11 protein-coding genes are annotated in these 14,362 nt (G+C 60.5%); 4 read left to right on the top strand and 7 right to left on the bottom strand.

Annotated features, from left to right (window positions below; genetic code table 11):
• Window positions 1-3,342 (bottom strand): maltose alpha-D-glucosyltransferase, encoded by a 3,342-nt coding sequence (treS, locus tag N8H74_RS26695; RefSeq protein WP_262151598.1) that lies wholly within the window; start codon window positions 3,340-3,342, stop codon window positions 1-3.
• Window positions 3,343-3,507: 165 nt separating this feature from the next.
• Window positions 3,508-5,505, bottom strand: coding sequence for an alpha-1,4-glucan--maltose-1-phosphate maltosyltransferase (locus N8H74_RS26690; RefSeq protein ID WP_262151596.1), 1,998 nt, complete (start codon window positions 5,503-5,505; stop codon window positions 3,508-3,510).
• Window positions 5,506-5,712: 207 nt separating this feature from the next.
• Here N8H74_RS26690 and N8H74_RS26685 point away from each other — a divergent pair, with 207 nt between their 5' ends.
• On the top strand, window positions 5,713-5,883 hold the full coding sequence (locus N8H74_RS26685) for a hypothetical protein (protein ID WP_262151594.1): 171 nt from the start codon (window positions 5,713-5,715) through the stop codon (window positions 5,881-5,883).
• Between the two features lie 77 nt (window positions 5,884-5,960).
• Here N8H74_RS26685 and N8H74_RS26680 read toward each other — a convergent pair whose 3' ends face one another.
• The gene (locus N8H74_RS26680) at window positions 5,961-6,464 is read right to left on the bottom strand and encodes an MgtC/SapB family protein (protein WP_262151592.1); all 504 of its coding nucleotides are present in this window, start codon (window positions 6,462-6,464) and stop codon (window positions 5,961-5,963) included.
• 124 nt (window positions 6,465-6,588) lie between these two features.
• Here N8H74_RS26680 and N8H74_RS26675 point away from each other — a divergent pair, with 124 nt between their 5' ends.
• The 3 genes from N8H74_RS26675 to mapR all read left to right on the top strand — a co-directional run bounded on the left by N8H74_RS26675 (window position 6,589) and on the right by mapR (window position 10,061).
• Window positions 6,589-6,822 carry a DUF3203 family protein gene (locus N8H74_RS26675; RefSeq protein WP_217832506.1) on the top strand — a complete coding sequence of 78 codons (234 nt, stop codon included), beginning with the start codon at window positions 6,589-6,591 and terminating at the stop codon, window positions 6,820-6,822.
• A gap of 195 nt (window positions 6,823-7,017) precedes the next feature.
• Complete coding sequence (ccoG, locus tag N8H74_RS26670) at window positions 7,018-8,448, top strand: cytochrome c oxidase accessory protein CcoG (RefSeq protein WP_262151590.1); 1,431 nt, start codon at window positions 7,018-7,020, stop codon at window positions 8,446-8,448.
• Between the two features lie 203 nt (window positions 8,449-8,651).
• Entirely contained in the window at window positions 8,652-10,061 is a 1,410-nt protein-coding gene (gene mapR / locus N8H74_RS26665) for a GntR family transcriptional regulator MpaR (RefSeq protein WP_262151588.1), read from the top strand.
• A 74-nt stretch (window positions 10,062-10,135) separates the two neighbouring features.
• Here mapR and N8H74_RS26660 read toward each other — a convergent pair whose 3' ends face one another.
• From N8H74_RS26660 to N8H74_RS26645, 4 genes are all read right to left on the bottom strand, one after another.
• Window positions 10,136-10,738, bottom strand: coding sequence for a hypothetical protein (locus N8H74_RS26660; protein ID WP_262151586.1), 603 nt, complete (start codon window positions 10,736-10,738; stop codon window positions 10,136-10,138).
• Window positions 10,739-10,796: 58 nt separating this feature from the next.
• Entirely contained in the window at window positions 10,797-10,967 is a 171-nt protein-coding gene (locus N8H74_RS26655) for a hypothetical protein (RefSeq protein WP_262151584.1), read from the bottom strand.
• Between the two features lie 298 nt (window positions 10,968-11,265).
• Window positions 11,266-12,012, bottom strand: coding sequence for an SDR family oxidoreductase (locus tag N8H74_RS26650; RefSeq protein ID WP_262151582.1), 747 nt, complete (start codon window positions 12,010-12,012; stop codon window positions 11,266-11,268).
• A 163-nt stretch (window positions 12,013-12,175) separates the two neighbouring features.
• Window positions 12,176-14,257: an EAL domain-containing protein gene (locus N8H74_RS26645; protein WP_217832512.1), complete on the bottom strand. Its 2,082-nt coding sequence runs from the start codon at window positions 14,255-14,257 to the stop codon at window positions 12,176-12,178.
• Window positions 14,258-14,362 lie beyond the last annotated feature (105 nt).

Genomic DNA, 14,362 nt, shown 5'->3' with positions numbered 1-14,362 from the left:
CTACTCTCCACCAAGATCGGAAAAGGGTTTAAGCCCCGTCAGTAACCCGTGCAGACCGTGCAACGGCACGGCCAGCCAGGTGGGGCGGTTTTCGGCTTCATAGGCCACTTCGTAGGCCGCTTTCTCCAGACCGAACAACGCCAGTGCGGCGTCGGCACCTTCAGGATCTTGCCAGGCATGTTCAAGACTAGCTGCCGCCCGGCGATATGCCTCGACAAATGCTTCACGGGCTTCACGCAGGTAACGTTCGGCCACTCGCTGACGCGCTGCTTCGGCCTCAGGGCTGTTGTCGACGTTATGCACATTGGCGGCCATCGCAGCGGCGTAATCGAAGGAGCGCAGCACGCCGCTGACGTCCTTGTACGGGCTGTGCTTGCCCCGACGTTCGGACAACGGCCGCGCCGGCTCGCCTTCGAAGTCGATCAGGTAGGCATCGCCCTTGATCACCAGCACCTGACCCAGATGCAGATCGCCGTGGACGCGAATGCGCAAGCCACCGACCGACCGCTTCGCCAGTTCCTGCACGTGGGCGAGGATGGCTTTCTTGTTGTCGAGCAGGCGCGTGACCAATGCCTGATCCGCCGCGCCGAGCTCCTGTTGATGCTGCTTGAGCAGCTTCAACGCATGCTCGACCTGGGCCGCGACGTCCTTGCCGGTGGCCTGCGCATCTTTGGCAGTGCAGATCTGCGGCGCAAAATCCGGATGGTCGGTCGGGGCCGCCAGCACCTGATGCATTTCCCCCAGGCGCTGGCCGAGCATGCCGGCAAAATCCCGTAACTCGCCCAGGGCGTTGTAATGCTGTTCCTGCTCGGACATGGCATCGGCCAGCTCATCGCGCAGCGCCCGTTCGAGGTTGTTCTGCGTCCACTCCCACGCATCGCCCTGATTGCTCAGATAGCCTTGAGCAATCATCAGCAGAGTGTCTTCACCCTGACCATCGCGACGGATCACCGAGCCCAGCAACGGGGAGATATTGGCAAATCCGGCGGCCGTCAGGTAAGCGCTCATCTCCAGTTCCGGGTGTACGCCGCCAGCGACTTTACGGATCAGCTTAAGCACCAGACTGTTGCCGATCACCACCGAACTGTTGGACTGCTCGGCCGACAGATAACGCACCTCGGAATCGGCGCCGAGGCCCAGCGCCTCCAGCTGCGGCGTCGATTCGAAGCGAATTTCGCCCGCATCGCAGGCCAGTACCGTGTTGGCCTGCATGCCTTGCAGCACCGCACGAATGAACGCTTCCAGACTGAACGCATCGGTAATCAACCCGACCTGCCGCACGCGTCTTACACGAGACAGCGCCAATTGCTGCGGCAGCGCCGGGCCGACCTGATCTTCGGAAATGAAGCCGAACGGCAGTTGATAGCGACTGGTCTGCCCGCCGCTGCTGACTTCGATTTCGCTCAGTAGCACCGGATGCTGCGCGTCGCCGAAACGCACGCCGTACACCAGATTGACCTGCTCGATGGCCGCGTCCTTGCCGGCGAACCAGCGGCGGTTCTGCAACCAGCTCGGCAGGATGCCCTGCTCCAGCGTCGCACGGGACGGCGCTTCGAGCAGTTCTTCCATGCGTTTTTTCAGCACCAGTGTGGTGAAGTCCGGCAGACTCTGCGCCGGTTCGACGTGCCAGCTCGGCATCTGGTTTTCTGCCGCCAGCACAAACCAATAGAAGCCGTACGGCGCCAGGGTCAGGAGGAAATTCAGTTGGCCGATCGGCGGGAAGGCGTTACCGCCGAGCATCTCTACCGGCACCATGCCGACGTAGGCCGAAAGGTCTAGCTCCGCCGCCTGCGCGCTGCGCGAGACGTTGGCCACGCACAGGATCACTTCATGCCGGCCATCGGCGTCGGTGAATTCACGGGTGTAGGCCAGAATCCGCCGGTTGCTCGGCGAGAGCATTTTCAGGCTGCCGCGACCAAAGGCCTTGGACTGCTTGCGCACCGCCAGCATGCGCCGCGTCCAGTTCAGCAGCGAGTGCGGATCGCCGGCCTGGGTTTCGACGTTGACCGACTGGTAACCATAGAGCGGGTCCATGATCGGCGGCAGCACCAGGCTCGCCGGATCGGCGCGGGAGAAACCGCCGTTGCGGTCGATCGACCACTGCATCGGCGTACGCACGCCGTCGCGGTCGCCGAGGTAGATGTTGTCGCCCATGCCGATTTCATCGCCGTAATACAGGGTCGGCGTGCCGGGCATCGACAGCAGCAGGCTGTTGAGCAATTCGACCCGACGCCGGTCGCGCTCCATCAATGGCGCGAGTCGGCGACGGATGCCCAGATTGATCCGCGCGCGGCGGTCGGCGGCGTAGTAATTCCACAGGTAGTCACGTTCCTTGTCGGTGACCATCTCCAGGGTCAGTTCATCGTGGTTGCGCAGGAAGATCGCCCACTGACAATTGGCGGGGATTTCCGGGGTCTGGCGCAGAATATCGGTGATCGGAAAGCGATCTTCCTGGGCCAGCGCCATGTACATGCGCGGCATCAGCGGGAAGTGAAACGCCATGTGGCACTCGTCACCATTCACGCCTTGGGCGTCGGTGTCGCCGAAGTACAGCTGGGTGTCTTCCGGCCATTGGTTGGCTTCGGCCAGCAACATGCGGTCGGGGTAATTGGCGTCGATCTCGGCACGGATCTGCTTGAGGACGTCGTGGGTCTCCGGCAGGTTTTCGTTGTTGGTGCCGTCGCGCTCGATCAGGTACGGAATCGCGTCCAGCCGCAGGCCGTCGATGCCCATGTCCAGCCAGTAACGCATGACGTTGATGACCGCTTTCATCACCTGCGGGTTGTCGAAATTCAGGTCTGGCTGGTGCGAATAGAAACGGTGCCAAAAGTATTGCCCGGCCACCGGGTCCCAGGTCCAGTTGGACTTTTCGGTGTCGAGAAAAATGATCCGCGTGCCGTCGTATTTCTGGTCGTCATCCGACCACACATAAAAGTCACGCGCCGCCGAACCGGGCTTGGCCTTGCGTGCGCGCTGGAACCACGGGTGCTGGTCGGAGGTGTGATTGATGACCAGCTCGGTGATGACCCGCAAGCCACGCTTGTGCGCCTCGGCGATAAAGCGTTTGGCATCGGCCATGGTGCCGTAGTCAGTGTGGACGCCTTTGTACTCGGCGATGTCATAACCGTCGTCGCGGCGTGGCGAAGGGTAGAACGGCAGCAGCCAGATGGTGTTGACGCCAAGTTCGGCGATGTAATCGAGCTTGGCGATCAGGCCAGGAAAATCGCCGATCCCGTCGTTATTGGAGTCGAAATAGGATTTGACGTGAACCTGATAGATGACCGCGTCCTTGTACCAGAGCGGGTCCTTGATGAAGGTGGCTGATTTGGGTTTCTTCGCCATGTGAAACTCCTGGAAAAATCGTAAGAGCGACAACCACTCGAAGGGAGAAATGCGTTCCCCGTGGGAGCTGGCTTGCCTGCGAAAGCGCCGGGGCAGTCAACGAGGAGCCGGCTGACAAGCCGCTTTCGCGAGCCAGCCCGCTCCCACGCTTGATCGTCACCGGCCCTACGAACTGCTGATCCGCCAGATCCCGAACGGCTGATGCCACGGCTCGATCCGCATGAACTGGTACTTGCCGTGCCAGTCCCAGCGATGGCCGTTCATCAGGTCTTCGCCATGGGTGGTGGCATCGTCCGGCAGGCCCATTTCCCACAGCGGCAGCTCGAAATTCGCCTCCTGCGCGTTATGCGGATCAAGGCTGACCGCCACCAGAATGAAGTTGCTGCCATCGGCGCTGCGCTTGCCGAAATACAGGATGTTGTCGTTCCACGCGTTATAGATGCTCAGGCCCAGATGACTGTGCAGCGCCGGGTTCTGCCGGCGGATGCGGTTGAGCTGGGCAATCTCGGCAATGATGTTGCCCGGCGCATTGAAGTCGCGGACGCGGATTTCGTACTTCTCCGAATCGAGGTATTCCTCCTTGCCCGGCACCGGCGCCGACTCGCACAACTCGAACCCCGAATACATCCCCCACAGGCCCGAGCCCATGGTCGCCAGCGCCGCGCGGATCAGAAAACCCGCCCGCCCCGACTCATGGAGGAACGCCGGGTTGATGTCCGGGGTATTGACGAAGAAGTTCGGCCGGTAGCACTCGCGCCACGGCGATTGATTGAGTTCGCTGAAATACGTCGCCAGTTCAGCCTTGGTATTGCGCCAGGTGAAATAGGTGTAGCTCTGGGTGTAACCGACCTTGCCCAGGCGCGCCATCATCGCCGGCGTGGTGAAGGCTTCGGCGAGGAAAATCACTTCCGGGTGCAAGGTGCGCACATCGGCGATCAACCACTGCCAGAACGGCAGCGGTTTGGTGTGCGGGTTGTCGACCCGAAAGATCTTCACCCCCTCCTGCACCCAGCCGACGACGATGTCGCGCAACTCGACCCACAGGCTGGGAATGGCCTCTGGCGCATAGAAATCGACGTTGACGATGTCCTGGTATTTCTTCGGCGGGTTTTCCGCGTATTTGATCGTGCCGTCCGGCCGCCAGTTGAACCAGCCCGGATGCTGCTTGAGCCACGGGTGATCCTGGGAACACTGGATGGCGAAATCGAGGGCGATTTCCAGGCCGTGCTCGGCGGCGGCGGCCACCAGTCGCCGGAAGTCTTCACGGGTGCCGAGTTGCGAGTGAATCGCTTCGTGCCCGCCCTCCTCGCTGCCGATCGCATAGGGGCTGCCGGGATCGTCGGGACCGGCGGTCAGCGAATTGTTGCGGCCCTTGCGATGGCTGCGGCCAATCGGGTGGATCGGCGTGAAATACAGCACGTCGAAGCCCATGTCCTGAATCATCGGCAACCGCGAGTGAACGTCATTGAAGGTGCCGTGGCGGGCGGGATCGTCGGTGATCGAGCGGGGAAACAGCTCGTACCAACTGGCGAACTCGGCGAGTTCGCGCTCCACGTCCACGGGGAATTCGGCACTCAGGCTCAGGTAGGCCCGGTGATCGGCCTCGGCCATCAACTGCGCACTGCGCGAGTGCAGGAACAACGCAACCTGCTCGGTTTCGAGCAGGCCGGACAATTCGTGGTGCAGGGCCGCCAGTTGTTCGCTGAGCGGACCTTCGCTGCGTTCGGCGGCCTGCTGCACCATGTTTCGCCCTTCTTGCAGTTCAAGGCTGACCGGGACGGCGGCATTGTGCTTCTTCTCCAGTTCGTACTGGAAACTGGCGAACTGATCGATCCACGCCTCGATCAGAAACAGGTAGCGCCCCTGGCGCTCAGGCCGGAAGCGCCCCGCCCAGCCATTGTTGCCCTGATCGGCCATCACCTCGCTCTGCCAGCTCTCGTCGCCGACTTCCCGCCAGCGAATCCGCACCGCCAGTTTGTCGTGGCCATCGGCGAATACCTTGCTGGTGACCGGCACCTCGCGCCCGACAATCGCCTTGACGGCAAACTGCCCGCCTTCGAGGGTCGGCATGGTGTCTTCAATGACAATGCGCGGCAGCAACAGCGCCTGGGACAGCGGAATATGCGGGTTGTAGCTTTGTTCAGAAGGTTTTTCAGCAGTCACTGAGCATCTCTCCTTAACGCCCCAAGGACGCTCGTTTGCCTGTTCGGCCTGATGAACTCACTTAGGTTCCGAGCGACCCTCGCCGGCAAAAGTTCACCGCGATTGGCCGCGACTTTTCACCCGCCCAAAAAAGCGGATCGAATTCGCTGCGAGGTGGTCAACCCACTTAAGCACTTCTCACGCCATGTGCCACACGGAGGTTCACCTATGACTATCCCGATCCCGGCGGAAACGCCCGATCCCAACATCGACAAACCGGTCCTGCCCGAGACCGAACCACAGCCGATTCCCGAACAGGAACCACCGGGCACCACGCCACCGCCGAAAGTAGAGCCGCCAACGACCATACCGCCGGTGATTGTTCGCCATATCCGTTGATCGTACCCGCGCGCCGTGACGATCTTTCGAGCCAGGTGGATGGGTGATTCGTTCTGGATCGCCGGAGCGAGGGGCAATCAGTGCGGGGAATCGTCCTTCTCGAACACCTTCACGATCCTCGGCATCACACTGAAAATCCCCAACGCCAACACCGTACTGAACACCGCCGTCGCTTCCCGCCCCAACCCGGCCGCGACGCCGATGGCGGCGGTCATCCATAGCCCGGCGGCGGTGGTCAGGCCCTTGACGTGGCCTTCGTCACCCTCATGGTTTTTCAGGATGGTGCCCGCCCCCAGAAATCCGATCCCGGCAATGACGCCCTGCACCACGCGGCTCATGGCGTCGGCCTGGGAGCCGGACAATTGCGGCACCAGCACAAACAGCGCCGCACCGAGGGCCACCAGCATGTGAGTCCGGACGCCCGCAGCCTTGCCCTTGTGTTCGCGCTCGAAGCCGAGAATCCCGCCCAGCAGCGCCGCCATCAACAGGCGCACGGTGATGCGGGTCAGTTGTGCGGCATCGCCAATGTCGGCGAACTCCGCTTGCAGGGTCACCCAGACTTCGTGCCACCAGGCGTCCATCGCGCTGTCCTTGTGAAAGGTTCGATAGACGGTGGACAGCGCCGACCATTAATCGGTTGCGTAGAACGATCACTCGCACCCGCGCCCTAAGCTTTCAACATCCCTTGGAAAAAAGGACAGCGCCATGAGCCTGCGCATCGAGAACCAGACCTGCTTTTTCGCCACCGAAAAGGGTGAGCAAATCCGTCTGTGCGGCGACCTGACCGTGATCACCGACAGCGAAAAGGCCATGTCGGCCGTGGAGATCGAGGGCCGGCGCATCTACATCACCGAAGCCGAGGCGGACGCGTTGACCGTCGCAGGTGCCACCGACGGTCGCAAACACCTGAAAGCCGATAGCGGTGATTCGGTGATTTGACTGACCCCGGTCAACGTGCGTCGCAGGCGTCTGGGATAGGCGTCCGCGCCCCGTCGGCCGGGCTGCTTCAAGTTGTCGCAGGCGTTGCGTAAAAATCCATCTGATACGCTTTTTATTGAAATACCTGAGTCTGTTATGCAAACAGATCGGCGCTCATAGTGCTCTGGCCTGATGGAGGCTGATGAGCTAAAGACCATGAGCGAACAAATCCCCGTCCGAACCGTAGAAGCAACGCCAACCATTAAAAAAGTGCCGGCCCGTCCAATGAAGACGAAGGCCGCCTCCAGCGACAACCAGATCTTCACCCGCAGCTTCACCGGCCTGTTCCGAACCCTGCGCATGAGCGGCGCGGGGTTTCTGTTTTTGCTGTTCTTCGGCACCGTCTGGCTGAACTGGGGCGGTCGCCAGGCCGTACTCTGGGATCTTTCCGAAAGCAAATTCCATATCTTCGGCGCGACGTTCTGGCCGCAGGATTTCATTCTGCTGTCGGCGCTGCTGATCATCGCCGCGTTCGGCCTGTTCGCGATCACCGTGTTCGCCGGGCGGGTCTGGTGCGGTTACACCTGCCCACAGAGTTCGTGGACGTGGATTTTCATGTGGTGCGAGAAGATCACCGAGGGTGAGCGCAACCAGCGGATCAAGCTGCAAGCCGCACCGTGGAGCCTGAACAAACTGGCCCGGCGCGCAGCCAAGCACACCCTTTGGCTGGCAATCAGCGTACTGACCGGCCTGACCTTCGTCGGTTACTTCACGCCGATCCGACCATTGGCCGAGGAACTGCTGACCCTGCAGATCGGCGGCGTCAGCCTGTTCTGGGTGCTGTTCTTTACCGCCGCCACCTACATCAACGCCGGTTGGCTGCGCGAAGCAGTGTGCATGCACATGTGTCCGTATGCGCGGTTCCAGAGCGTGATGTTCGACAAGGACACCCTGGCGATTTCCTACGACGTGGCCCGTGGTGAAAACCGTGGCCCGCGCAAACGCGAGGTCAAACCCGCCGAGGCCGGCCTCGGTGACTGCATCGACTGTCAGTTGTGTGTGCAGGTGTGTCCGACCGGCATCGACATCCGCGACGGTCTGCAAATGGAGTGCATCGGCTGCGCCGCGTGCATCGATGCCTGCGACTCGATCATGGACAAGATGAACTATCCGCGCGGCCTGATCCGCTACACCTCCGAGCGCGAGTTGCAGGGTGGCAAGACGCACCTGCTGCGACCACGCTTGATCGGTTACGTCGCGGTGCTGGTGGTGATGATCGGCGCGCTGGCCCTGGCGCTGGCCGAACGACCGATGGTGTCGCTGGACGTGACCAAGGATCGCGGGCTGTTCCGTGAAAACGGCCAGGGCCAGATCGAGAACATCTACACCCTCAAGGTGATCAACAAGACCCAGCAGCGCCAGGAATACAACCTCAGCCTGGTCGATGGCGATGGATTTCAGCTGCAAGGCAAGACCGACCTGAGTCTGGCACCCGGCGAAATTGTCGACGTGCCAGTGTCGGTGGCGATGACCACGGATCGTCCGGCCAGCAGTTCGCAGACCTTGAGCTTCAAGATTGCCGATAGCGATGAGCCTGAGGTTTACAGCGTGGCCAAAAGCAGGTTTGTGGCGCCGATGAATCGCTGAGCCGCTAGAATCCCCCCTCACCTCAACCCCCTCCCCAAAGTGGGCGAGGGGGAAAGGGAGCTGATTTGCTGGCTGTTCAAACCTGAGTTCAACTCGATATTTCAGGTCGATAATTTTCTGCAGCAACCCTCGGTCAGTCCCCTCTCCCTCCGGGAGAGGGTCAGGGTGAGGGGCTTTTTTCCATACCAGCCACAAGGCCATCGATGAAACGCTACGAAAAATTCGCCGACGACATCGCTGAACTGATCCGCTCCGGCGTCCTCGGCCCCGGCCAGCGGGTGCCCTCGGTACGCTACGCCAGCCAGACCTACGGCGTCAGCCCGTCCACGGTGTTCCAGGCCTATTACCTGCTCGAGCGCCGGGGCCTGATCCGCGCCCGGCCGCGCTCGGGCTACTTCGTCAACGCCCACGCGCCGAGTCCGTTCTCGGAGCCGGTGATCAGCAGCCAGGTCAACGAGTCGACCGAAGTCGACGTCAGCGAACTGGTGTTCTCGGTACTGGAATCGATCAAGGACCCAAGCACCGTGCCCTTCGGTTCGGCGTTCCCCAGCCCGACCCTGTTCCCGCTGCAACGCCTGTCGCGTTCACTGGCGAGTGCAGCGCGGGAGATGGATCCGCGCATGGTGGTCACCGACATGTCGCCGGGCAACCCGCAACTGCGTCGGCAGATCGCCCTGCGCTACATGGTCGGCGGGTTGATGCTGCCGATGGAAGAACTGCTGATCACCAACGGCGCTCTTGAAGCGCTGAACCTGTGCCTGCAAGCGGTGACCGCACCCGGCGATCTGGTCGCCATCGAAGCCCCGGCGTTTTACGCCAGCCTGCAAGTGCTGGAGCGGTTGAAACTCAAGGCCGTGGAAATCCCCGTGCATCCACGGGACGGCATCGATCTCGGCGTGCTCGCCCAGACCCTTGAGCGCCATCCGATCAAGGCGTGCTGGTGCATGACCAGTTTCCAGAACCCGATGGGGGCGACCATGCCCGAGGCGAAGAAACAGGAGCTGGTCGAGCTGCTGCGCCGGCATCAGGTGCCGCTGATTGAGGATGACGTCTACGCCGAGCTGTATTACGGCCAGCAAGCGCCGAAACCGGCCAAGGCGTTCGACACCGAAGGTCTGGTGATGCATTGCGGCTCGTTCGCCAAGAGCCTGGCCCCCGGCTACCGCATCGGTTGGGTCGCCGCCGGCCGTTACGCGCAAAAGATCGAGCGGCTGAAACTGATGACCTCGCTGTGCGCCTCGATGCCGGCCCAGGCCGCCATCGCCGACTACCTGCAACACGGCGGCTACGACCGTCACCTGCGCAAATTGCGCTACGCCCTGGAAGAACAGCAAAGCGCCATGCTTGCGGCCATCGCCCGCTACTTCCCGGCGCAGACCCGGGTCAGCCAACCGGCCGGCGGCTACTTTCTGTGGCTGGAACTGCCACCGCAGATGGACTCGCTGAAGTTGTTCCAGATGGCCCTGGCGCAAGGCATCAGTATCGCGCCAGGACCGATTTTTTCACCAGCCCAACGCTTTCGAAACTGCATTCGTCTGAACTATGGCAGCCCGTGGACCGAGGACTCGGAAAAAGCGATGGAAACATTGGGGCGAATTGTGCGGTCGTTCTGAACCCGCCACTGCCCAAATAAAAAAGTCCTGCCGATCACTATCGGCAGGACTTTTCAATCACGCATTCAAACGACTCAATCAGACGGATCGTTCGATAACGGAACGTCTTTCACCTGTATATCGAAGTTCACACCGAACGGATCGTGCAGCAGGTGCTGCCCCTCAATCCGGGTTTGCGAAAAGTAGCGTTGATTATCCAGCTCCAGACGGCCAGGTTGCTCGTAGAGATAAATCGGCCCCTTGATCTCATTGTCCGAAGACGCTTTTTTCGCGACGTTCAACATCCTGACAGTCCCGGGAGAAACACTTTCCAGGAAAAACCGGGTCGGCTCGGTTCGATCAACGACCACCCATTGCTTTTCAAATGTCTGTTGCCCCTGCCCATCCCGAATGTTCTCCATGCTCAAGAGTTTTCCAAGAAACATCCCTGGCGTGGCCACACGCAGCGTGTAACGTTCTTCTTCAAAGTGAAAGTTGATCAACAACGGCTCAGTGTCTTCCCTGTCAGCGACTGTCAGGAAGCCGCCTTCATTCTGCAACTGGCGGTTATATTCCGCGCGCTGAGCCGGCGTCAGACGCTTGCGCTTCAGCCTGGCCTCCATCAACTGATAGTTCAGAACCAACGGCTTGCCTTTATAAAAAAGGTTGGCCTTGAACGATTTTTTCGGGCTTTCCATACTTGCCACACTTCCATTTCAATATCAGGTAATTATCAAAAAACAATAAATAACTTAATTATTTATCTTCAGAAACAACTTCACGCTTGCGGCGCTCAAGAATAAACTTGTCCGCCAGATCGGCAATAATCTTCAGCATTTCCGGCGGCATGGTCAGCGTAAAAGTCTTGGTCAGGGTTTTCGCCACGAAATCGCTCCACAGTGCTACTTCATCTTCATAAAGATCCATCTTCAAACTCCTTTCATTAATATTTAAACCTTGCTCGCTGCAAGGCAAACAAAGAATATCCAACGAGCAGATTCAACTCAACAGCCGACCATGGAACTTACCGTACAAATAATTTCAGGCTCAAACATATCAAACAGTGCAACTAACAACTTACGAAGCAGATACCCAGCAAATACGGGACTGCAAAACAAAAAACCACCTCCCTTTTTACATACAAGGGAGATGGTTTCGCTATTTATTTAAAAATTTAACAACGCTGAACAATAGCCCCGGCGTTAAAGATGAACAGCCAGAAGGACTAGCGCCCGCCACCCAGGTCGACAAACGTTCCCGTCGCATAGGAGGCCTTGTCCGACAGCAACCAGACAATCGCTTCCGCCACTTCATCCGGCCGGCCGCCACGGGCCATCGGGATGGCCGATTCCAGTTTGCTGACCCGGTCCGGATCGCCGCTCAAGGCGTGGAAATCGGTGTAGATGTAGCCCGGACGCACCGCGTTGACCCGAATCCCCTCGCCCGCCACTTCCTTGGACAAGCCGATGGTGAAGGTGTCGAGCGCGCCTTTGGAAGCGGCGTAGTCGACATACTCATTGGGCGAGCCCAGGCGCGCAGCGACCGAAGACACGTTGACGATGCTGCCGCCTTGCCCGCCGTGTTTGGGCGACATGCGCAGGATCGCATGCTTGGCGCAGAGAATCGGCGCCAGAACGTTGGTCTTCATGATTTTGAGAATGCGGAATTCGGACATTTCGTCGACCCGCGATTTGTGGCCGACGGTGCCGGCGTTGTTCACCAGGGCGGTGACCCGGCCCAGTTCGGTGTCGACCCGGTGAAACAGGGCGACCACTTCGTCTTCGATACTGACATCGGCGCGGACCGCAATGGCTTGGGCGCCCAGTGCGCGGACTTGCTCCAGCACGTTTTGCGCGGCCTGTTCATCCGCCTGGTAGTTGATACAGATCCGATAGCCTTGCTCAGCAGCCAACAGCGCGGTGGCGGCCCCGATTCCGCGCCCGCCGCCGGTGATCACAATGACTTTATCCATGCTGGCCTTCCCCCAAATGCACTCGTAACAGTCGGGGGAAGAATAACCGTCATTGCCGGGTTTTGCATAAGTCTGTGCCGGCAGACATGACGCCTTCGCGGGCAATCGCTCACGCAAGATCCTGTGGGAGCGATTGCCCGCGCAGAACGATGACGCGGTGGCGTCAGACCGCCGTCAGGCGCTTGTCCCGCGTCACGCTCTGGATAAAACGATCCGCCGGCATCGGATGGCCGAGCAGATAACCTTGCAGGGAATCACAGCCCAGTTGCGTCAGGAAGTCCTGCTGCACGCCGGTTTCGACACCTTCGGCAACAATTCGCAGCCCCAGGGCCTGCCCCAGCGCGACAATCGCCGAAACGATGGCGGCGTCATCGCTGTCGCGCTCCAGGTCGCGCACGAAACCGCGATCGATTTTCAGCTCATTGGCCGGCAGACGCTTGAGGTACATCAGGCTCGAATAACCGGTGCCGAAATCGTCGATCGACAAATCGACGCCCATGTCGGATAGCTCTTGCAGCACCGTCATGCTCGCATCGGCGTCGCTCATGGCGGTGGTTTCGGTGATTTCCAGGGTCAGGCTGTTGGCCGGCAGATGGTGGGTCGCCAGGGCATTGGCCACGCTCTGCACCAGTCCCGCGTGGCAGAACTGCAACGCCGACAGGTTCACCGCGATACGCCAGTCGGTATGGCCGAGGACGTACCACTCGCGCATCTGCCGGCAGGCTTCATTGAGCACCCAATCGCCGATGGGGATGATCAGGCCGGTTTTTTCCGCCAGATCGATGAACTTGTCCGGCATCAGCATGCCGTGGGTCGGATGCTCCCAGCGCAGCAGCGCCTCGGCTCCTACCGGAAGACCGTCGGCGGCATCGAACTTGGGCTGGTAATGCAGGCTGAATTCATTGTGTTCCAGTGCCGCGCGCAGGTCCTGCAACAGTTGCAGTTGCTTGCGCGCGTTGTTGTTCATCGACGCGTCGAAGAAGCTGTAGCCGTTCTTGCCACCCCCCTTGGCGTGGTACATCGCGGCGTCGGCGTTCATCAGCAGTTCCTGGGCGTTCTGGCCGTTGCCGGGGAACAGCGCGATGCCGACGCTGGCGGAAATCTGCAAATCGTGGTCGGCCACCCGGAACGACTGCGCGATTAACCCGACCTGGCGCGCCGCCAGCCCCAGTGCGTCGTTGGGTTCGTTGAGGCGCACCAGCAGGACAAATTCATCGCCGCCGATCCGCGCCAGCGTGTCGAGGCTGCGCAGGTCCTCACGCAGACGCACCGCCACTTCGCGCAACAACTGATCGCCCATGTGATGGCCGAAAGCGTCGTTGACCGGTTTGAAGCCATCCAGATCGATGAACATCAGCGCAAAACAACCGCCCTGCTCGTTGACTTTTTTCATGGCCTGATTGATCCGGTCGTCCAGCAACAGGCGATTGGGCAGACCGGTGAGGGTGTCGTGCAGCGCCAGTTGGGTCAGTTCGCGGTTGGCGACGGTCAGCGAATGGGCCAGATCGGCGGTGCGCGCTTCGAGGCGCGCGTCGAGGATCGACGTCAGCAAGGCGATGGTCAAGACCGCCAGGGTGGTAATCAGCACCAGATTATCGAGGCCGTTGCCGTTCAGGCCGCTGAGCGCCGCGCCGCAGAAACTGCCTTCGGGAAAACGCGCCGCCGCCATGCCGGTGTAATGCATGCCGACGATCGCCACGCCCATGACAATCGCTGCCCCGGCACGGAACAGCCGCACATAAGGCGACTGCTGACGCAGGCGAAAGGCGATCCACAACGCCGCCGCCGACGCCCCGACAGCAATGAGCAAAGAAGCGCCGAACAGGGTCGGGTCGTAGTCGATACCCGGCTGCATGCGCATGGCCGCCATGCCGGTGTAATGCATGGTGCTGATGCCGGCGCCCATGATCAAGGCGCCGAAGGCCAGTTGCCACGCGGGCAGTTTCGGTTGGCTGACCAGCCACAAGGCAAAGCCGCAGGACAACACCGCGATCAACAGCGACAGGGCCGTGAGCCCGGTGTCATAACCCAGGCTGATCGGCAGCTTGAAGGCCAGCATGCCGATGAAGTGCATCGACCAGACACCGACGCCCATGGCAAACGCGCCACCGGCCGTCCACAAATGCACGGCACGTCCCTTGGCGGTGGCAATGCGCCCAGTGAGATCGAGAGCGGTGTACGACGCGAGGATCGCCACACACAGCGAAATAAAAACCAGCGTGAAGGAATAGTTACCGATGAGCATGGGAGTTCTCGTGACCACCCCACCGTAGTGCGTCCGTTCTCGGCGAGGGTAAATGCGCCGATTGTACTGATTGCACAGAAGAACGCACTGACAAAGTAGTCAATT

Origin of the sequence: Pseudomonas sp. B2M1-30 (assembly GCF_025447575.1) — a bacterium.
GTDB lineage: Bacteria > Pseudomonadota > Gammaproteobacteria > Pseudomonadales > Pseudomonadaceae > Aquipseudomonas > Aquipseudomonas botevensis.
This window is presented reverse-complemented; position numbering and strand designations above follow the sequence as displayed.